This is a genomic window from Pasteurella sp. P03HT (assembly GCF_054052285.1).
The window spans coordinates 20,141-42,156 of record NZ_JBSIUM010000003.1; the positions used below are offsets into that span (position 1 = coordinate 20,141).

Here is a 22,016-nt window from a genome sequence, read left to right on the forward strand (position 1 = left end):
AAAAACAGCGCATTATGCGCTGTTTTTTGATGTGTTCTTATTCGACAAAATTTTCGGGCAAGAACTCTTGCATTTGCATCCAAATCACACCACTTTCTTTTCCGTATTGGCGGATACATTCTTTGACATCATTCAACTGTTGCTTTTCACATAACTCCCGTAATTTTGTGTAAAACAGATGAGCCAGTTTACGTGACGCTGGATTTGAAAAATAAAAGACGCCCACACGGGAATACAGACCTTTCAAACTATTTAAAATTAAGCCATATACAGGATTATCCGACGCGAATGCTAATTTACGGAATAAATCGTAGTCGAAATTGGTGTAGGCTTCAGCACTATCCTCTAAGCTATCTAAAGGGGCAAAAATATCGAGGGATTTTTGGGGTTCTAACTTGAAGGCTTTTTGGATGTAAATTGCGGAAATATTGGTTCGAGCGGACAGCACGTTTGAAATTAGGCTGGGTAATTTAGTGCTATCTAGACGGATTAACACTTCTAAAATATTTAATCCTGAGGTTTCCCAAATGTCATTCACTTTTGTCGGCTTACCATGTTGAATATTCAACCAGCCATCACGTGCCAAACGTTGTAATACTTCGCGCAATGTGGTGCGAGTCACGCCAATTTTTTCTGCCAACTCACGCTCTGCTGGCAAATCAGAACCTGGAGGAAAATGATTGCTCCAGATGCTTCTCACTATATATTCTTCCGCTAAACCAGCCGGGCTTTGTGCTTTTAAAAGAGGTTGACCATTATTCATACATTTCTTCTAGTTAATTAAATTTAAAATGTGATACAGCTAACAAATAGTTATTTTAAGTATTATCGTGTAATGAAGTATATATTACAATTATCCTCATTAATTGCAAAATTTTTCAAAATATTAAATATTCACTAAGGTGGCAGTAAAAATGAGTTATACCCAAGCTTTCCTAAAAAATTTTTTAGGGTCAAGTCCTGATTGGTACAAAGTTGCAATCGTCGCATTTCTTATCATTAATCCAATCGTCTTTTTTTTCATTAGTCCTTTCATCGCTGGCTGGCTCCTTGTCGCAGAATTTATTTTCACGTTAGCCATGGCACTTAAATGTTACCCTCTTCAACCTGGTGGTTTACTTGCTCTTGAAGCCGTGGCAATTGGTATGACCCATCCTGAACATGTGAAAGCGGAGATCATGGCAAACTTTGAAGTGATTTTATTATTGATGTTCATGGTGGCTGGGATCTATTTCATGAAACAACTCTTGTTGTTTGTTTTCACGAAATTATTACTCAGTATTCGGTCTAAATTAACCTTGTCGCTTGCGTTTTGTTTAAGCGCTGCCTTTCTTTCTGCCTTCCTTGATGCCTTAACGGTTGTTGCGGTGATTATTAGTGTGGGGATGGGGTTCTATGGCGTGTATCATAAAGTCGCGTCGGGCAATAATTTCAATGACTCTACGGACATCACTCAGGATGATAAAATTGGTACGAATAAAGAAACGTTGGAACAATTTCGTGCTTTTTTACGGAGTTTGATGATGCACTCTGGGGTTGGTACTGCCTTGGGTGGGGTGATGACCATGGTAGGTGAACCACAAAACTTGATTATTGCTGAACAAGCAAAATGGGGATTTGGTGAATTTTTCTTACGTATGTTACCCGTGACTTTGCCAGTGTTAATCTGTGGTCTTATCACCTGTATTTTAGTCGAAAAATTTCGTCTTTTTGGTTACGGTGCAAAATTACCGCGTAAAGTATGGGGCGTGTTAGCGAAATTTGATCGTAATAATCAGAAAAAAATGTCGCAACAAGACCGCTTAAAATTATTTTTCCAAGCCTTAATCGGTATTTGGTTGGTGATCGGTTTAGCATTCCATTTAGCTGCCGTGGGGATCATCGGATTGACGGTTATCATTTTAACGACGTCGTTGTGCGGCATCACTAGCGAGCACGCGATTGGTAAAGCGTTCCAAGAATCACTACCTTTCACTGCATTATTAGCTGTCTTTTTCTCTGTCGTTGCTGTGATTATTGATCAACAGCTATTTGCACCCATTATTCACTTCGTTCTTTCTGCAAGCGAAAGCGCACAGTTAGTCCTGTTCTATACATTTAACGGGTTATTATCTGCTATTTCCGATAATGTGTTTGTGGCAACGGTGTATATTAATGAAACGAAAGCCGCACTTGAAGCTGGCTTAATTTCGCAAGCACAATATGAATTATTAGCGGTTGCTATTAATACAGGGACGAACCTCCCGTCCGTTGCGACACCAAATGGTCAAGCCGCTTTCTTATTTTTATTAACGTCATCACTTGCGCCATTAATTCGTCTTTCTTATGGGCAAATGGTGTATATGGCATTACCTTATACGATTGTTTTGTCTGTCATCGGTTTATTCGCAGTTGAGTTTGTTTTACCTGGCGCAACAGCACTACTTATTCAACTTGGTCTTATTGCACCAATGTAACCATAACAGGAGAATGCATGCTAAGTTTTTTTAAATCACTTTCTATGCAACGCAGCGGTTGGTTTCTCTTACTCCTTTCAGCACTAGGGTTAGAGGGCGCGGCTCTGTATTTTCAACATGGTTTAGGTTTAGCACCTTGTGTCATGTGTATCTATGAACGAGTTGCAATACTTGGCATCGCTTTTGCTGGCTTATGTGGATTGCTTTATCCGAGTGCGATGATTGTGCGCTTGATTGCACTGGTTATTGGCTTAGGCAGTGCCATTAAAGGCTTGATGATCAGTTTGACGCATTTAGATTTACAGCTTTACCCTGCCCCTTGGAAGCAGTGTTCAGCAGTGGCGGAATTTCCTGAGACACTTCCTTTAGATCAATGGTTCCCATATGTTTTTCTTCCTTCGGGTTCTTGTTCCGAGGTAGCGTGGTACTTTCTTGGTTTTTCCATGGTGCAATGGTTAGTGGTGATTTTTGGCGGTTATACGTTATTACTTGCGATGATGTTTATTAGTCAAGTGAAACGGTTAAGACCGAAACAACGTCGCTTATTCCATTAATAAAAAATGGTGTAGTCTCTATGTGCTACACCATTTTTTCTTGACTTTCTACACGACTAAATTTCTTGTACAACAAATTGAAGTGAATGTCTGGCGTGTAATCTTGCTTTACGCTGTCTCAGGCGCTTCAGGCGCAATGCACGCCCCTGTGATAAACGATATAATTTTTTTGTTGGCTTTAAAAAGTTTTTCCGTCTCGCCATGATGTCCCTCTTTATTTATTGTGTTGCACTGTTTTGTGTCATTGTGCCAGATTCGGTTTTCGGTTCGATTACGTCGGTATTATTGTCGTTCTCCACCTGTTCTTCTGTCACTTTATTCTTTTCTAAGTCAATGTTCTCAATTTGCGCCTGCTGAACACGGTAATAATGTACAATACTATTCATATAACGCCGAATATTTTCTACATAATGGTAGGCTTCATACCCTCGCGCATAACCGTATTTTAGATTTGTGTAATAGCGTTTCTCTGCCAATAATGGCAAATTCTTTTTCACATCAAGCCAGTTATCTTGATCCCCCCCTAAACTTTTGGTGAGACGACGAGCATCAAGTAAGTGACCTAACCCCATATTATACGCTGCTAAAGCAAACCAAATGCGCTCTTCTTCTGGGATAGTATCAGGTATTTGAGTAATTAACCAATGTAAGTATTCCGCACCTGCTTTGATGCTTTGTTCTGGGTCTGTACGATCTGTAATACGCATACGTTCTGCTGTCGCTTTGGTTAGCATCATCATCCCACGTACACCAGTTGGTGAGGTGGCATCAGGATTCCAATGTGATTCTTGGTAAGCGATAGCTGCCAGTAAGCGCCAGTCTAAATTCCCTTTGTATTTCTCAAATAGTGGTGCAAATTTAGGTAAAACAGTTTCAATCGCGCGAAGATAGCTACGTGTATCCACATAATCAAATTGCGCGAGATGATTAAAATACTTTTCTTCGATCCTAGCGATTAATCCTGTTTCAATTGCAGTATTCATAAAATCAAGCAGAGATGCCTGTAATTCACTATAAGAATTACTTGGTAAATACCAATGCACCGTGGATTCGTCGCTAATGTCAAACGCTACCGCCACATTGGGTTTGATTTGTTGAACAGCGGAAACGTCAATTGAATTGGCAATGACGTAATCAATTTTGCCATTTGCCATTTGAATCAACAATTCTTCTGGCGTCAGTTTTTCATTGACTTGCCAAGTTAATGCTGGGTGTTTTTCTTTTGCTTCTTCTAATAACGTGGTGAGTTCCGATCCTGAAGCAATTGCGAGCGTGCCTTTCAGCTCGCTGAGATTACGCGGTCGTTCACTTCCTTTTCGATAAACTAACTGCCATGAGGCAGAGGTGTAGGTGGGACCGACTTGAAACTTTTCTAATTGTTTAGGTTGATACAGCAAGTTGGCGGCAGCAATATCAATTTTATTATTTGCTAAGGCTTTAAATAGCTCATCTCCGTTTGCCATCGGTGCCACTTCGAGCTCAACCTTGAGATAATCAGCAAACGCCTTGCTTAATTCGTATTCCAGCCCTGCTGGTTGCCCAGAATGATCAATAAAATAAGAAATGGGATTATTAATTGTTCCGACAACTAATTTACCTCGGCTTTGGATCGCCGTATAGCGATTCTCTTCAGAGCGCATAATTTGTTGCCAAGGAAACACCATATCGATTGCCCATAGCAATAACGCCACTATTGCAATAATACGTATAAATAAACCTTTCAAATGACCTCATCTTACTTTGATAAATCAGAATTGGGGCATTTTAACCATTAAATTCCGATTAGACAAATCAAAAAGTGCGGTGAGTTTTACAACATTTTCATTCGATGTTCCGCTCGTTTCCATCATGAAACCGTCATCAAACTGTCAAAATTTCCTCCTACAATTTCAGCTATCGAATCCCTTAACACGACTTTCTTTTTACAATAGGAGAATCTTATGACAAATTCGGTTCAAGAAAACAAGATTATGAACCCTTCGAATAATCAATCGATGTCTGATGTCATGGCAGTCAATGTTGCTCGCCGTAACTTATTAAAAATCGGTGGGGCAATCAGTGCAATGGCACTACTCCCAATGGCCTTTACTGCACGTCAATCTTTCGCCCAAATCCCTCCGCCATTCAGGGTTCAACGACTGACGTCACTAAATTTCACCTCGATCCCATTTTCAACAGAAGATCGTGTCATCGTGCCCCCTGGTTATTCTGCAAAAGCATTCTATGCTTGGGGTGATCCTGTTGGATTAACGAACAATCTCCCTGAGTTTAAGCCCGATGCCTCAAACACTGCAGAAGAACAGGCGGCACAAGCTGGAATGAATCATGATGGGATGGCATATTTTCCACTTGGTCAACAAGGCAATGAACACGGTTTATTAGTGATGAACCATGAATATGTTGACAATGGTCTGTTGTTCCCCGATGGTGACAAAACCTGGACAGCGGAAAAAGTGAAAAAATCACAATATGCGATGGGCGTTTCAATCATTGAAGTGAAAAAAAGGCAGGGTGAGTGGGAAGTTGTCCGTCCTTCTAAGTATGCGCGTCGTATCACGCCGCATACCCCAATGACACTCACGGGGGCTGCAAAAGGAAATGTGTTAATGAAAACAGCCGCTGACCCAGCGGGTGAGTACGTGTTAGGTACTATGCAAAATTGTGCTAATGGTGAAACACCTTGGGGAACCTATTTAACTTGTGAAGAAAATTGGAGCGATATTTTTGTACGTGAATCAAACGACTTCACCGCGCTAGACAAACGTTATGGCATTATGCCAAAAGACAAAGAAGATAAATATCGTTGGCATGAATTTGATGAGCGCTTTAATACCGATAAACACCCTAATGAGCCACACCGTTTTGGGTGGGTGGTGGAAATTGATCCTTTTGATCCCACCTCGACTCCTGTCAAACATACCGCACTAGGACGCTTTAAACATGAAGGCGCGATGCTCACGCTATCACAAGAAGGACACGCTGTCGTGTATATGGGCGATGATCAACGTTTTGAGTACATTTATAAATTTGTGTCTAAACATCGATATCACCCAGAAAATCGCCAATCTAACCTGCGTTTATTGAGTGAAGGGACGTTGTACGTTGCCAAATTTCATGAAGATAATACGGGGGAATGGCTTCCTTTAATTTATGGACAGCGAGGCTTAACAGAAGAAAATGGTTTTCTCAATCAGGGCGATGTATTAATCAAAACACGCCTTGCCGCTGATATATTAGGGGCAACGAAAATGGATCGCCCAGAATGGATTGCGACGGATCCGTATCAAGTTGGCAGTGTGTACTGTACGTTAACCAATAACTCTCAACGTGGAACAGAAGGGAAACCAGGTGTAGATGCAGCCAATCCGCGTGCCAAAAATCGTTATGGGCATATTATTCGCTGGCTAGAAAAAGATAATGACTCTCTCTCTACAACATTTACATGGGATATTTTTGCTTTAGGTGGAAATCAACTCAAAGGCGAAAAACATGTCGTTGGAGATGACTTTGGTAGCCCAGATGGATTACGTTTTGATTATCAAGGCGTGTTGTGGATCCAAACGGATGTCTCATCTAGTACTTTAAACAAGAAAGCTTATGAGCATATGGGAAATAATCAGATGTTGGCGGTGATCCCTGAGACCAATGAGTTTAAACGCTTTTTAACAGCACCAAATCACAGTGAAGTCACAGGAATTGCATTTACTCCCGATAACAAGACGATGTTTATTAATATTCAGCATCCTGGCGAACCAGATAATGGCGTCACCGCGCCTGACCAAGTCACTGCGATTTCCAGCTGGCCTGATCTTACGGGTAAAACTCGTCCTCGCTCTGCCACGGTGGTGATTCAAAAAGAAGATGGTGGTGTGATTGGTTCATAGTGTCACTTGCCATCAATGCAGGCGATGATACCCTCATGATACAAAGCACTAGCATTGTAGTATGCCATGAAGTGCGGTCTCTTTTCACGTTGTTTGCTAAGAGCAGACCGCCTTTTTACTGAACTTGCCTATTAATGCTTGCACCAATATAATGTGCACATTTCATATCCTACTCACTTTAGGAGGCTAAAATGGATTTAGCTATCTATCTTCAATTTTTTATCGGATTGATTGCACTCGTTAACCCGTTAGGTGTTGTACCGATTTTTTATTCAATGACGGCTGCGATGTCAAAAGAGCAGCAGAATAAAACAGGTCTTATTACGTGTATTTCTATCGTTGTGATCTTATTGGTTAGTTTTTTCTTCGGAAATTTTATTTTAAACGCCTTTCATATTTCTATTGATTCCTTCCGCATCGCTGGGGGAATTGTTGTTATCTTAATCGCACTCACCATGATAAATGGTAAAATTGGTGAGCATAAAATCAATAAAGAAGAAAAAAATGAAAACTTTGATGATTATAACAATATTGCGGTCGTGCCACTTGCGATGCCAATTCTGGCGGGTCCTGGCTCAATCAGTGCAACCATTGTGTTTGGTGCAACACAACATAGCATCTTAGATTATTTGTATTCTTCTCTTACTATTATGTTATTCGGTGTAGGCTGCTACATTTTATTCCGTTATTCTGAGCCTGTGATCAAGAAACTCGGCAAAACAGGATCAAATGTCATTACACGTATTATGGGTCTGTTACTGATGTCACTGGGAATTGAAATCATTATTGGGGGATTGCGTAATTTAGGAATTGTATAATCCATCCTGATTTCACTTATTCAATATGAAGTCGAGTCTTAAGGCAGCAAAATCAGCTGCCTTTTCTCATTTCCGCATTGTCCCTTAAAAATGTGGAAAGTATGATTTTAAATCACTCAAACAATCCCGCAATAAAGAACACTTTCTCTAAAATAAATTCATAAAATTAGAAAAAATTCACCAAATAGACACTTTATTTAAAATAAACATAATTTCATTTTATTTTTTTAAAAGATTAAAAAAAAAGATTTGCATAATGCTTTGGTTCTATTGAATACTCTGCTCTGTGCCTAACAAGGCAGAAAATTATAATAAATTGCAAACAGATTAAATATCATCTCTAGAAGGAAATCATTATGTCGCAAGTTGCATCGTTAGAAGCGTTTTTAGAAAAAGTCGCACAACGTGATGGTAATCAACCCGAATTTTTACAAGCTGTACGTGAAGTCTTAACGTCTATTTGGCCATTCCTTGAAAAAAATCCAAAATACCGCTCACAAGCGTTATTAGAACGTTTAGTTGAACCAGAACGTGCCATTCAATTCCGTGTGGCTTGGACAGACGATAACGGTCAAGTACAAGTCAACCGCGCTTTCCGTGTTCAATACAACAGCGCGATCGGACCGTTTAAGGGAGGCATGCGTTTCCACCCTTCTGTCAATTTATCCATTTTAAAATTTTTAGGCTTTGAGCAAGTCTTCAAAAATTCCCTCACCACGTTACCAATGGGAGGCGGCAAAGGCGGTTCAGATTTTGATCCTAAAGGCAAGAGTGATGCAGAAGTCATGCGTTTCTGTCAAGCACTGATGATCGAACTGTATCGTCATTTAGGTCCAGATACTGATGTGCCTGCTGGTGATATCGGCGTAGGTGGACGTGAAGTCGGTTATTTAGCAGGTATGATGAAAAAATTGTCTAACCAAACGGGCAGTGTTTTCACGGGTAAGGGGCTGACATTTGGTGGTAGTTTAATTCGTCCAGAAGCTACGGGCTATGGTCTGGTGTATTTTGCTCAGGCTATGCTTGCTGAAAAAGGCGAAAGCTTTACAGGCAAAACAGTTGCTGTATCGGGCTCAGGCAATGTTGCACAGTATGCTATTGAAAAAGCGCTGGAATTTGGTGCTAAAGTCGTCACTTGTTCAGATTCGGCAGGCTATGTCTATGATGAGGCGGGTTTCACAACTGAAAAATTGGCTGCATTAATGGAAATCAAAAACGTTAAACGTGGTCGTGTAAAAGAATACGCCGAGCAGTTTGGTCTGAAATATGTGGAAGGTAAACGCCCTTGGGAAGTTAAAGTTGATATTGCACTTCCTTGTGCGACACAAAATGAAGTTGCGCTAGAAGACGCAAATGCGTTAATTCGCAATGGTGTGCAATTAGTTGCAGAGGGTGCCAATATGCCAACAACGATTGAAGCAACAGATGCCTTTTTATCCGCTGGCGTATTATTTGGACCTGGGAAAGCTGCCAATGCAGGTGGAGTAGCAACTTCAGGATTAGAAATGTCACAAAACGCACAGCGTTTAAGTTGGACACGTGAAGAAGTGGATGCAAGACTCCACCGCATCATGCTAGATATTCATGCTAACTGTAAGAAATATGGTTCCGATGAGAAAGGTAACATCAACTATGTTGTGGGTGCAAACGTTGCAGGGTTCGTTAAAGTTGCCGATGCGATGTTAGCACAAGGTGTCTTCTAATTCTTTCACTCCTTCGTCAATCACCTACCGCACATTTCAATTTGTTCTGTCAGTGCGGTAGGTTTTTTATTACTTTTTAGATAACATAGCGTTTACTTTTTCTCTATTTAGGAAATACGATGAGTTATTGGAAAACGGTTCTGGCGCTTTTCTCTTTCAGTCTTGCTGCACACGCACACTCTTCCACTTGCCAGCATTCAAATTTAGATGTGGTTATTTTAGGTTCTGGTGGACCTGAAATTGCGTTATTTCGCTCACATACTCCCTTGCCCTCACGCGCTTCGGCAAGTTATCTCGTTCGAGAAAATGGACAAGCGAAATTCTTAGTTGATCTCGGTTCGGGGGCGCTGCGCCATTTTGCACAAGCGAAAGCCAAGCTTGAGGATTTACAAGGCATTTTAGTCAGTCATTTTCATGTTGATCATATTAATGATCTTCCCGCATTAATTAAATCTTCTTTTTTCGCAGATCGTACCCAAGACTTACAAATTTATGGTCCAACTGGCAATGATTTTGTCCCAGATACTGGCACGTTTTTATCTCGCTTATTCGGTGAAAATGGGGCTTACTCTTATTTATCTGATTTTTTAACTGGTGGGGAAAGTTATCAATTACAACCGCTCTCTGTGAACGCAAATAAACAACAACCCGTGGTGTTTGAAACTATCATTGATGGATTTAAGATTAACGCCATTGGGACAGAACATGGACTCTTACCAGCATTGGCTTGGCGGGTTGAAAAAGCAGGTTGTTCGGTTGTCTTCTCTGGTGATACCAGTAACCAAGGACGTACATTAGATCAGTTGGCTAAACAAGCTGATTTATTGATTGCGCATAATGCGATTCCCGAAAGTAGCCAAGATAATATTGCGCAAAAATTACATATGCGTCCGTCAGAAATTGGGCGGATTGCTCGTGATAATCAGGTAAAGCATGTCATATTAAGCCACTTGATGCGACGTACTGAACAAGTGATGCCAGAAACAGAACAGGCGATCAAGCAGCACTTTACGGGTAAACTCCGCTTTGCTCAAGACTGTGATATTTATTCTGTGCGAACTGGGGAAAAAGTGGGTGAATGTTTACACTCACTTGAGTGATAAATTTTCTCTAGCTTATAACTTTTTTATCTAATAAGTCTTGCGTTTAAATGTTGAAACTTTCTACGTTATAGTGTTAAATCAGTGCAATTTATAAGGTTATTTTAGATATTGTTGTTATGTGTCAATTATTAGGAATGAATTGTAATACCCCGACTGATATCGTTTTTTCATTTGAGGGATTTCGTCGCCGTGCGGGCTTAACCGACTGCCATTCAGATGGGTTTGGTATTGCTTTTTTTGAAGGAAAAGGCATTCGCGTCTTTCGTGATAATAGTGCGGCCCATTCGTCCCCTATTGCAGATTGTGCTAAACAATATCACATTAAATCATTAAATGTGATTGCCCATATTCGCAAAGCGACCCAAGGGGAAGTCAATATCGAAAATACACATCCTTTCATCCGCGAGTTATGGGGACAAAATTGGGTATTTGCGCACAACGGGAATTTAACCGCCCATCCTGACTTAACTGGCGCCTTGTATCAACCGATCGGTACCACCGACTCTGAGGCAGCTTTTTGCTATATGTTGCATCAACTTAAAACTCAATTTAACCAAAAACCCACAGAGGACGCGTTATTTACTGCTATCCAAAAAGTGACAAAGGAAATTTCATTGGGTGGGACATTCAATTTCATTTTATCCAATGGTGAATGGATGATCGCCCACTGTGCAACAAACCTACATTATCTCACCAGAAAAGCACCTTTTGGGAAAGCACAACGAATCGACGATGATGGGATTATTGATTTTAATGATTATGCACAAGAAGAGGATCAAGTGACTATCATTACAACGTTTCCTCTCACGAAAGATGAAATTTGGACTAAAATGGAATACGGTGGTTTTGTTTTCTTTAAACATGGAGAAAAAATAGCCGAAATCATTGGTGTGAAACAAGATGCCATTGATGATGGCACGCTGGGTTTACAAAAATGTGCTTAATCCGTCTCTCACTTCAGCGTGATAAAACACTATCACGCTCCACTTTCTCAGGTTAAAATTCTTATTTTTTGTTAATTTATAGTAACTTACCTACTATTTTTTATACATTCCCCCTATAAAAAAACGATCTATATCATACTTATTGCATTTAATCGCACTCGCCTTTTGAATTTACTCGTTAACCCCTTTACTATATAGCCCTCTTCTCTTTTTATTAACCAATCAACATAACTGTTTTTTCTGAACATGGAGTTGTATATGACAGAGACGTCTCATCAAAAATGGAATAAATTTAATCTTGTTTGGGCACTTAATTTATTTGGTACCGCAGTGGGTGCGGGTGTCTTATTCCTCCCCATCAATGCAGGACAAAGTGGCTTTTGGCCGTTAGTCTGCATGACCATCTTAGTCGGACCCATGACGTATCTTGCCCATCGTGGTCTCGCCCGATTTGTCCTCTCTTCATCAAAACCTGGCAGTAATATTACCGAGGTGGTAGAAGAACATTTTGGTGCCAGGGCAGGAAAATTAATCACTCTACTGTATTTTTTTGCGATTTTCCCTATTTTATTAATTTATGGGAATGGTCTGACGAATACAGTTGATTCGTTCATTGTTCATCAACTCAATATGCCCTCTCCTAGCCGCCCACTCCTGTCTTTTTGTCTTATTGCCTCTCTTATTACGATCATGCTAACCAGTGAAAAACTGATGCTGAAAATCACAGAGTTTCTGGTTTATCCGTTAGTATGTATTTTATTTGCTTTATCGATTTATCTGATTCCTGACTGGAATCTGTCAATCGTAACAGAATTACCTCGTGCACAAGATTTTCTCAGTACTTTATGGATCACGATTCCTGTTCTCATTTTTTCTTTCAATCACTCCCCCGCAATTTCATGCTTTACTCAATCACAACAACGACATTATCACACGCCTGAATTAGCCGAAAAACAAGCAAGCCATACGTTGAAGCTCACTTCTGGTCTACTGTTACTTTTTGTCATGTTCTTTGTATTTAGCTGTGTTCTCAGTTTAAGTCCCGATGAACTTAGCCAAGCAAAAGCACAAAATATCAGTATTCTGTCTTTTCTCGCGAATAAGTTTGATAATCTTTATATTGCCTATTTAGGTCCTTGTGTGGCATTTCTTGCGATCACGAGTTCTTTTTTTGGTCATTATTTAGGTGCAAAAGAAGGGTTAATTGGGTTGTTTTCCATACTGACAAATAAAAACACCCCTGATGTCAAAAAATTAAATTACTCTGCAGCTTTATTTTTCATGCTGACACTTTGGCTGGTGGCAATGATTAATCCAAGTATTCTTGGCTTAATTGAATCATTTGGAGGTCCCATTATCGCCGCGATTCTGTTTATTATGCCTATGTATGCTATACAAAACGTTGCATCAATGCAGCGCTATCGTGGACATCTTTCGAATATTTTCGTTACTGTCATGGGCTTGTTTGCTATTTCAGCAATCGTTTATGGGCTATTTTAAAATTCATGAATCCATGTAGAATATCGCCCTTTTACTTGTAAATTAAGAATCAATGGAACAATATGATTAGCGTTTTTGATATGTTTAAAATTGGCATTGGTCCCTCAAGTTCACACACTGTCGGACCAATGAAAGCAGGGAAATACTTTATTGATGACTTAATTAGTCGAGGTCAATTGGAGTATGTTGCGAAAATCCAAGTGGATATTTATGGTTCACTTTCCATGACAGGACGAGGACATAGTACAGATACTGCGATTATTATGGGATTAGCGGGATATTTACCCCATAATGTTGATATTGACTTAATCCCTACCTTCATTTCCACGCTCAAACAAACCGCTCTTTTGCCTGTCGCAGAAAATCAGAAAGTCATTCAATTTGATATGGATGACGATCTGATCTTTCATTCCACCTTTTTACCTCGCCATGAAAACGGCATGCGAATTACCGCGTTCTCGGCACAGCATACGACTCTCTATCAACAAACTTATTACTCTATTGGTGGTGGGTTTATTGTGGATGATGCCCACTTTGAACAAGCCTACCATACAACCGTCCCCCTTCCTTATCCTTACCATAATGCAGCAGATATGCTCAAACACTGCCACGATAGTGGACTAACGATTTCTGCGATTATGATGAAAAACGAAATAGCGCTGCACGATAAAATCGTCTTATCTGAGTATTTACAACAAATCTGGGAAAGTATGAAAGCCTGTATTGAGCGTGGTATTCGTACAGAAGGCTTGTTGCCTGGCCCACTCAAAGTGCCGCGTCGGGCTGCTGGATTACATCGTATCTTAAAAGCGCATCATCATTTATCGAATGATCCCATGAAAATTATTGACTGGGTCAATATGTACGCCTTAGCCGTGAATGAGGAAAATGCTGCTGGAGGCAGAGTGGTGACCGCCCCAACAAATGGGGCATGCGGTATAGTTCCCGCAGTACTCGCTTACTACGATAAATTTATTTCTCCTCTTACACGTGAAACAATAGAACGTTATTTGCTTGCTTGTAGTTTTATTGGGTCATTGTACAAAATGAATGCCTCTATCTCTGGTGCAGAAGTTGGGTGTCAAGGCGAAGTGGGAGTTGCCTGTTCCATGGCAGCAGCTGGCTTAACCGAAATTCTAGGGGGTAAACCTGAGCAAGTTTGTATTGCCGCGGAAATTGCGATGGAGCATAACCTTGGGTTAACGTGTGATCCTGTGGGGGGACAAGTACAGGTTCCTTGTATTGAACGTAATGCGATCGCCGCAGTCAAAGCAATCAACTCTAGCCGCATGGCGCTTCGACGGACAACCAGTCCTTGTGTCACTTTAGATAAAGTGATCGAAACAATGTATGAAACGGGCAAAGATATGAATGCCAAATACCGCGAAACATCACAGGGTGGTCTCGCCATTAAGGTAATTTGCTAATGTGAGCAAACAAAAGAGGGTTCACTCTTGAACCCTCCTATCGCTTATCTTCTAACGTTCTGTTCTGCGTTCTAAATTAGGCTTTAAATTCTAATTCCACTGCACTTTCACCCAATTTTTCTGCCAATTCAGCTAATAACTCATCCGTTGGATTCACAGACCATTGCACGCCCATTTTCACTCGGCATTGCCCTTGCGGGCTATCGTAATAAATATTGATTGGTAATGTGCCACTACTGTATGGCATTAACATCGCTTTAAATTCACGAATAAATTGAGGTGTGATCTTATCATGCGATAAATAAATGGCTAAGCTTTTTGCATAACGGCTACGAGCTTCATCTAATGTCATCAATTCACGTACTGCCATTTTCATCCCGCCAGAAAACTCGTCAAAACTGACCTGCCCCGAGACAATGACAACGGCATCTTTTTGTAATTTATCCCCAAATTTTTCTAATGCTTCTGCAAACAATGTGACATCAAGTCGACCAGAACGATCATCTAACGTCGCAATCCCTAATCGATTTCCTTTTTTCGTCACTGCAAAACGCGATGCTACAACTAAGCCACTGGCGGTACTGATTTGTCCTCGGTAATTCGGCACTAAATCTTTCAAGCGGGTCGAGCTATAATGTGCTAATTCTTTTAAATAACGGCTCACGGGGTGACTACTGAGGTACAAACCTAATGTTTCTCGTTCTCCGTCTAAAATCACTTTTTCAGGCCAAGGCGGCGTGCTGGCATAGGCTTTTTCTACATCTTCGTAATTTTCAGTTAACACGCCGAACATATCGGTTTGCCCCATTGCAGCATCTTTGGCATGTTGATCAGAGGCTTTTAATGCATCCTCTAGATTTTTTGAGAGTGCCGCCCGATGCGGACCCAGCTTATCAAACGCGCCAGATAAAATTAAACTTTCAAAAGTGCGGCGATTAATTTTCTTCAAATCAACACGGGCACATAAATCAAAGAGGTCTTTAAAAATCCCACCTTGTTCACGTGCTGCGATCAATGCTTCAATCGGTCCTTCACCGACCCCTTTAATTGCGCCGATGCCATATACAATTTCGCCATTTTCATTCACGCTAAAATGGTGTTTACCCGTATTAATATCAGGCGGAGCAACTTTTAATCCCATACGCAAACATTCGTCGTACAGGCCTACGATTTTATCGGTGTTATCCATTTCCGATGTCATTACCGCTGCCATAAATTCAGCTGGGTAATGGGTTTTCAGCCATAATGTTTGATACGATACTAATGCATAAGCGGCGGAGTGCGATTTGTTAAAACCATACCCCGCAAATTTCTCCACAAGGTCGAAGATCTTCATCGCCAGCTCGCCATCCACCCCTTTTTGAATCGCACCTTTCTCAAAAATCTCGCGTTGTGCCGCCATTTCTTCTGGTTTTTTCTTACCCATAGCACGACGTAGTAAGTCTGCACCACCGAGCGTATAGCCTGCCAGTTCTTGTGCAATCTGCATGACCTGCTCTTGATAGACAATGACGCCATAAGTTGGCTCTAAAATCGGTTTTAAACTTTCATGTTGATATTCAGGATCGGGATAGGCAACTGGCTCATCTCCGTGCTTACGGTCAATAAAATTTTGCACCATGCCTGACTCTAGCGGACCAGGACGGAATAACGCTACCAATGCGATAATATCCTCAAAGCAGTCTGGTTGAAGGCGTTTGATCAGATCCTTCATACCACGAGACTCTAGCTGGAATACCGCCGTTGTTTCTGCACGTTTTAATAATTCAAAAGATTCAGGATCATCTAATGGAATCGTCGCAATATCAACCTGCGGCTGACCTTCTTTACTCAAACGGGCGTTAATCATATCCAATGCCCATTTAATGATGGTCAACGTACGCAAGCCTAAGAAGTCAAACTTCACTAAGCCTGCATATTCCACGTCATTCTTGTCAAAATGGGTAACAGGGTGTTTGCCTTCAGAATCGCAATAGAGCGGTGAAAAATCGGTAATCAAACTCGGCGAGATCACGACGCCCCCAGCGTGTTTACCCGCATTACGCGTGACACCTTCTAATTTACGCGCCATATCAATCAAGGCTTTGACTTCTTCGTCCGAATCATAAGCTGCTTGCAATTGGGGTTCTGCTGCAAAGGCTTTCGCTAGCGTCATACCTGGATCGGGGGGGATCAATTTAGAAATACGATCGACAAAACCATACGGGTGACCCAGCACACGCCCTACGTCACGAATTACCGCTTTTGCCGCCATCGTACCAAAAGTAATAATTTGTGATACGGCGCCACGTCCGTAAGTTTCAGCTACGTGCTCGATAACACGATCTCGACCGTCCATACAGAAATCTACGTCAAAGTCGGGCATAGAAACACGCTCTGGATTTAAAAAACGCTCAAAGAGCAAATCAAATTCAAGTGGATCCAAATCCGTAATTTTTAAGGCGTATGCCACTAAGGAACCTGCCCCCGAGCCTCGTCCTGGTCCAACAGGAATATCATTCTCTTTTGACCATTGAATAAACTCCATGACGATTAGGAAGTAACCAGGAAACCCCATTTGGTTGATCACATCTAATTCGACTTGCAAACGTTCATCATATTCTGGTCGACGTGCTTGACGGACTTTCTCATCAGGAAACAGCACTTTCAAGCGCTCTTCTAATCCCTCTTTTGCTTTTTTAATCAGAAACGCTTCCGTAGAAAGTTCACCTGTTGGGAATTGAGGGAGAAAATACTCCCCTAAACGAATGGTTACATTACAGCGCTGGGCGATCAATAAAGTATTTTCGAGTGCGGAAGGCACATCCGCAAAGAGCTCACACATTTCTTGTTCTGAGCGAAAATATTGTTGAGGGGTATAAATTTTAGGACGTTTGGGATCATCAAGTGTATAACTGTCATGAATAGCAACGCGAATTTCGTGCGCTTCAAAATCATCCGCGTGCAAAAACATCACATCATTTGTTGCCACTACAGGTAACCCATGCGACTCGGCTAATTTTAATGCCAAAGAGACATAACGTTCTTCTTCATAACGCCCTGTACGACTTAAGGCTAAATAAAAATGATCTGGAAAAAATTGCTGATAAAACTCCACTGCACGCGCCACTTCAAATGGATTTTCCTTCAATAACTTTTTCCCTACATCCCCATTATGCCCACCCGATAAAATAATGATTCCTTCACGATGTTCAACTAACCATGCTTGATCAATATAAGGGAGATCTTGATAACCACGCTCATAGGCTTTAGAAAGCAATAAGGTGATATTTTTATATCCTTCATTATTTTTTGCGAGTAACGTTAGCTCAAATCGTTCATCACCACAAAGATCGCTTTTGACTAACACATCTGCCCCAACAATAGGCTTCACCCCTGAAGACAGTGCTTCACCATAAAAGCGCACCAATCCACAAAAGTTGGTGAAATCAGTTAATCCCATTGCCACCATATTGTTTTCAACACAGGCTTTAACTAAAGGCTTCACTTTGGCGATGCCGTTAATCATTGAGAAGTCACTGTGAACACGCAGGTGCACAAAACGGGGTTCAGACATAAAAAAGGATCCTTGAAGTGTATCAATGTGTGGGAGAAGTGCGGTCTATTTTAGCGAGATTTTATGAGGAGCACAAATTCAGAAAGGCGAATTGCAGCGATCATTTCCATAATAAAAAGGCTTGAGTTTCCTCAAGCCTAACAAGCATAAAGTTCGATAACCATCATTATTTCGCTAAGTTTGCACGAATCGCGTCGGCTAATTCTTTGCTCACTTTATCAAATAACGCAAGTTGTCTTTCAACGATTGCACAATCTGTCACCGCAGATAAACCAGAAGCTAAGTTTGCTGCAACACGTGCTTTCTGTTCCGCATTGAACAAGTTATACAGGGCTGCGGGCTGTGAATAGTAATCTTCGTCGTATTCACGGAAGTCAAAATGTGCTGCAGAACGTTCTAACGCTAATTCAGGCTCTTGTTGGTGAGTCGGCACATAGGTATCAAAACGGTTCGGTGCATAGTTAGGGTGTGTTCCCCCATTGTTATCTACACGCATTGCGCCATCACGATGTGTGGTGTGGTATGGGCATTTTGGTGCGTTAACTGGGATTTGATGGTGGTTAACACCTAAACGATAACGTTGCGCGTCTTGGTATGAGAAGAGACGACCTTGTAACATACGGTCTGGTGAAAAACCAATCCCCGAAACGATGTTAGATGGTGCAAACGCTGCTTGCTCAACTTCAGCAAAATAATTAATTGGGTTTTGATTTAACTCTAATACGCCCACCTCGATCATTGGATAATCGCTGTGTGGCCACACTTTTGTTAAGTCAAACGCATAGTTATGTTTGTGAGCATCCGCTTCTGGCATGATCTGTATTTGAAGCGTCCAACGTGGAAATTCGCCACGCTCAATGGCTTCATATAAATCTTGTTGGCTGGACTCGCGATTTTCCCCTACCACTTTCGCAGCTTCTTCATTGGTATAGAATTGGTGTCCTTGTTGTGTTTTGAAGTGAAATTTCACCCAGAAACGTTCGTTTTGTGCATTGATGAAGCTATAAGTATGGCTACCGTAGCCGTTCATGTGACGTAAATCAGCGGGAATACCACGGTCACTAAACAGAATCATCACTTGGTGTAATGATTCTGGGTGACGTGACCAGAAATCCCATGCAGCATTAGCATCACGCAGATTGGTTTGCGGATTACGTTTTTGAGTGTGAATGAAATCTGGGAATTTCAATGGATCACGAATAAAGAATACAGGGGTGTTGTTACCCACTAAGTCCCAGTTACCTTGCTCTGTGTAGAATTTTAATGCAAAACCACGCACATCACGCTCAGCATCCGCAGCACCTCGTTCACCTGCTACGGTTGAGAAACGTGCTAACACTTGGGTTTGTTTACCGATAGCGTTAAATAAATCTGCTTTAGTATATTGAGTGATATCCTGTGTCACCGTGAATGTACCGTAAGCGGCTGAGCCTTTAGCATGTACAACACGCTCAGGAATACGCTCGCGCGCAAAATGAGCCAATTTTTCTTGGTACCACACATCTTGCAATAATAATGGTCCTCTAGGACCTGCTGACATCGTATTGTCGTTTTCAACAATTGGTGAGCCTGCTGCGTTGGTTAAGGTTTTTGAACCATGATCAAATGGGCATTTAGACATAATTGAATTCCTCTCATTCAAATCAGTAGAAAATAAATCGCACTACAAAATCATAAAGGTCATGCTTTTCATCCTTTAAATTTTGCAGGCATTATAGCGTTCCACTTTTTGAACTCAATCTATCAATTCAATCGAATTCAACAATTAAATATGTAAAATCAATTCAAGATATCTATCAATTAAGAAGAAGTTATCCCTTGTGCACAAGCATAGGCTGAACTCCATGCCCATTGGAAGTTATACCCCCCTAGCCAGCCCGTTACATCAAGCACTTCTCCAATAAAATACAACCCGTTAACATGTTGGCACTCCATGGTTTTAGAGGAAATATGTTGTGTATTCACGCCACCGAGTGTGACCTCTGCCGTACGGTAACCTTCCGTACCATTTGGTAAAACCTGCCAATGATGAATAACCTGTTCCAATTGTTGCAAACGTGCATGACTGATTTGTGCAAGAGGCTCATCTTGAAATCGCTGCTGTGCTAACCAAAGATCGATTAACTTTTTGGGTAACAATTTCGCAAGTGCATTTTTCAAATGTAAATTCGGCGAACTTGCTCGTAATTGTTGTAAAAAATCGCGAATCGCTTGAGTTGGCAAAAGATCGATTTCCAGTGCCTCATTCGGTCGCCAATAATTCGAAATTTGTAACATTGCAGGACCAGACAACCCACGATGCGTAAACAACATCTGATTATGAAAACGCTGTCCACATTGTGCTGTGACAACGACTGGTAACGCGACGCCTGACAAAGTCGCATAACATTTATCGATTTCACGCCATGTAAAAGGAACTAAGCTGGCTCTGGGAGGAATAATGTCCAGACCAAATTGTTCCGCAATATGATAGCCAAAAGGTGAGGCGCCTAACCCTGCCATAGATAGCCCTCCTGTTGCAATCACTAGCGTACGACATATCCAGCGTTGTCCATTAGAGATTAAGTAAAACCGTGCGTTTTCCTGCTCACAGAGAGTGTCAACTTGGCTAATTTGTTGGCGTAATTGAATGGCAACATGATATTTACGGCATTCAGCTGCCAGCATCTCCACAATTTTTTCCGCGCCCTCATCAGTAAATAACTGTCCTAATTCTTTTTCATGGTAAGCAATGCCATATTCTGCAACCAGTGCAATGAAATCCCATTGGGTATAACGTGCTAATGCGGATTTAACAAAATGTGGATTTTGTGAGAGATAATGTTGTGGCGTTACATCAAGATTTGTGAAATTACAAAATCCTCCTCCTGACATTAAAATTTTACGCCCAATTTTCTTGCCATTATCTAAAACGGTAACTTGTTTACCGCACTTGGCAATTTGACTGGCACAAAACAACCCTGCGGCGCCTGCACCAATAATGATAATTTCTGAATAGTTGTCCATCTTGTTCGGTGTTAAATAATATGGCTTTTATGCATTGAGGAATGTGATAAAAAAGTAAGCATCAAAACGCGTATTGCTCTTATCAAGCTCACTTACATATTTATATTCAATTCATTTGGCTAGCGACCTGTATCGCTAGGATAATTGTGATCGTCTCTCAGTCATTTGCGTGCATTGAATCGAGGTTTTACGATCTCAATTTACGCGCTCAGAGTCTAACATTATTTCGCTGGATCTGCGCAACTAGGTGCTTATTTTTTTTACAAACACATTTTTTGCGATTAATGCCAAACAGGTACACGACTAATGAAGCCAATATCACAGCACCTGTTCATCATAACAATAGCCCGTCTGTCATTGATTACATTGACTGAGGATATCCTCCCATATCCGCATAATAGGCAACTTTCAGCATTTGAATGTTAATGTCACTAATCAAGCTAAGGTTGATGGCGATAAATATCCGTACAAATCACCTGTCCTAAAATATGATAAGGTGAATTTTTATATACTTTGGCTAATACGACTCGTTGCATCTTGACAGGAGAACGACTCCCCTTGCCCCAAAACGCAGTATAATACGCTGTTTCTACGAGACTTAATCCACGACTTTCGCAATTTACTAAAAATGTTTTACGCGATGACATGGCATATTGCTGTGGCTGTTCTGGATAAACATACTCCGCTTTCGTTAAATTTTCGATCACATCAAAAGAAATTAAATGGGTTTGTTCAGAGGTTCGTTTTACACTACTTGTATCAATAAATTGATTAGGATTTGCTAAACGAACCAAACCAGAAGGAATCGGCGTTGGTGGCGTCAGAATAATCTCTGCTGGCTTGGCTTTTTCTGCAATAGGCAATCGAGTACAAGCCGTTAAACTCAGTAAAATTGCCACCACAAAACCTAATCTCTTCATCACGCGTTCCTCCATGTCATCAAAACGATATAAAAACAACCACATTGTATATTTTATATTCTAACGAGAGAATCATACGGGCAAAAGTCTTTTTGTGCGCTTTCTTGAAATAAAGAATCCACCCAAAAGGAAGAAAAATTATTAA

Annotated in this window: 15 protein-coding genes; 9 read left to right on the forward strand and 6 right to left on the reverse strand. The window is 41.0% G+C overall.

Features of this window, described 5'->3' with window-relative positions; translation table 11 throughout:
* Nucleotides 1–37: 37 nt before the first annotated feature.
* Nucleotides 38–763, reverse strand: a complete 726-nt coding sequence (gene fadR / locus ACWIT3_RS03395) for a fatty acid metabolism transcriptional regulator FadR (RefSeq protein ID WP_457161412.1) — start codon at nt 761–763, stop codon at nt 38–40.
* Between the two features lie 151 nt (nt 764–914).
* On the opposite strand from fadR, the gene nhaB reads away from it, so the two are divergent.
* A complete protein-coding gene (gene nhaB / locus ACWIT3_RS03400) occupies nt 915–2,456 on the forward strand; it encodes a Na(+)/H(+) antiporter NhaB (RefSeq protein ID WP_457161413.1) in 1,542 nt (513 codons plus the stop codon).
* Nucleotides 2,457–2,473: 17 nt separating this feature from the next.
* The gene (gene dsbB, locus ACWIT3_RS03405; protein WP_457161414.1) at nt 2,474–3,010 is read left to right on the forward strand and encodes a disulfide bond formation protein DsbB; all 537 of its coding nucleotides are present in this window, start codon (nt 2,474–2,476) and stop codon (nt 3,008–3,010) included.
* A gap of 218 nt (nt 3,011–3,228) precedes the next feature.
* On the opposite strand, the gene mltF is transcribed toward dsbB, so the two are convergent.
* Nucleotides 3,229–4,734 carry a membrane-bound lytic murein transglycosylase MltF gene (gene mltF / locus ACWIT3_RS03410; RefSeq protein WP_457161415.1) on the reverse strand — a complete coding sequence of 502 codons (1,506 nt, stop codon included), beginning with the start codon at nt 4,732–4,734 and terminating at the stop codon, nt 3,229–3,231.
* 216 nt (nt 4,735–4,950) lie between these two features.
* Between mltF and ACWIT3_RS03415 the strand changes: the two genes are divergently transcribed.
* From ACWIT3_RS03415 to ACWIT3_RS03445, 7 genes are all read left to right on the forward strand, one after another.
* Nucleotides 4,951–6,894: a PhoX family protein gene (locus tag ACWIT3_RS03415; RefSeq protein ID WP_457161416.1), complete on the forward strand. Its 1,944-nt coding sequence runs from the start codon at nt 4,951–4,953 to the stop codon at nt 6,892–6,894.
* Between the two features lie 191 nt (nt 6,895–7,085).
* Entirely contained in the window at nt 7,086–7,712 is a 627-nt protein-coding gene (locus ACWIT3_RS03420; RefSeq protein WP_457161417.1) for a YchE family NAAT transporter, read from the forward strand.
* Between the two features lie 356 nt (nt 7,713–8,068).
* Nucleotides 8,069–9,415, forward strand: coding sequence for an NADP-specific glutamate dehydrogenase (gdhA, locus tag ACWIT3_RS03425; RefSeq protein ID WP_457161418.1), 1,347 nt, complete (start codon nt 8,069–8,071; stop codon nt 9,413–9,415).
* 119 nt (nt 9,416–9,534) lie between these two features.
* Nucleotides 9,535–10,515 (forward strand): MBL fold metallo-hydrolase, encoded by a 981-nt coding sequence (locus ACWIT3_RS03430; RefSeq protein WP_457161419.1) that lies wholly within the window; start codon nt 9,535–9,537, stop codon nt 10,513–10,515.
* 119 nt (nt 10,516–10,634) lie between these two features.
* Entirely contained in the window at nt 10,635–11,462 is an 828-nt protein-coding gene (locus tag ACWIT3_RS03435; protein WP_457161420.1) for a class II glutamine amidotransferase, read from the forward strand.
* Nucleotides 11,463–11,720: 258 nt separating this feature from the next.
* Nucleotides 11,721–12,962 carry a serine/threonine transporter gene (locus ACWIT3_RS03440; protein ID WP_457161421.1) on the forward strand — a complete coding sequence of 414 codons (1,242 nt, stop codon included), beginning with the start codon at nt 11,721–11,723 and terminating at the stop codon, nt 12,960–12,962.
* Nucleotides 12,963–13,024: 62 nt separating this feature from the next.
* On the forward strand, nt 13,025–14,389 hold the full coding sequence (locus ACWIT3_RS03445; RefSeq protein ID WP_457161422.1) for an L-serine ammonia-lyase: 1,365 nt from the start codon (nt 13,025–13,027) through the stop codon (nt 14,387–14,389).
* A gap of 76 nt (nt 14,390–14,465) precedes the next feature.
* On the opposite strand, the gene dnaE is transcribed toward ACWIT3_RS03445, so the two are convergent.
* The 4 genes from dnaE to ACWIT3_RS03465 form a co-directional block, all read right to left on the reverse strand.
* The gene (gene dnaE / locus ACWIT3_RS03450; RefSeq protein ID WP_457161423.1) at nt 14,466–17,945 is read right to left on the reverse strand and encodes a DNA polymerase III subunit alpha; all 3,480 of its coding nucleotides are present in this window, start codon (nt 17,943–17,945) and stop codon (nt 14,466–14,468) included.
* 166 nt (nt 17,946–18,111) lie between these two features.
* A complete protein-coding gene (locus ACWIT3_RS03455) occupies nt 18,112–19,566 on the reverse strand; it encodes a catalase (protein WP_457161424.1) in 1,455 nt (484 codons plus the stop codon).
* Nucleotides 19,567–19,745: 179 nt separating this feature from the next.
* A complete protein-coding gene (locus ACWIT3_RS03460) occupies nt 19,746–20,951 on the reverse strand; it encodes an NAD(P)/FAD-dependent oxidoreductase (RefSeq protein ID WP_457161425.1) in 1,206 nt (401 codons plus the stop codon).
* A gap of 440 nt (nt 20,952–21,391) precedes the next feature.
* The gene (locus ACWIT3_RS03465; RefSeq protein ID WP_457161426.1) at nt 21,392–21,871 is read right to left on the reverse strand and encodes a surface-adhesin E family protein; all 480 of its coding nucleotides are present in this window, start codon (nt 21,869–21,871) and stop codon (nt 21,392–21,394) included.
* Nucleotides 21,872–22,016: the final 145 nt, after the last annotated feature.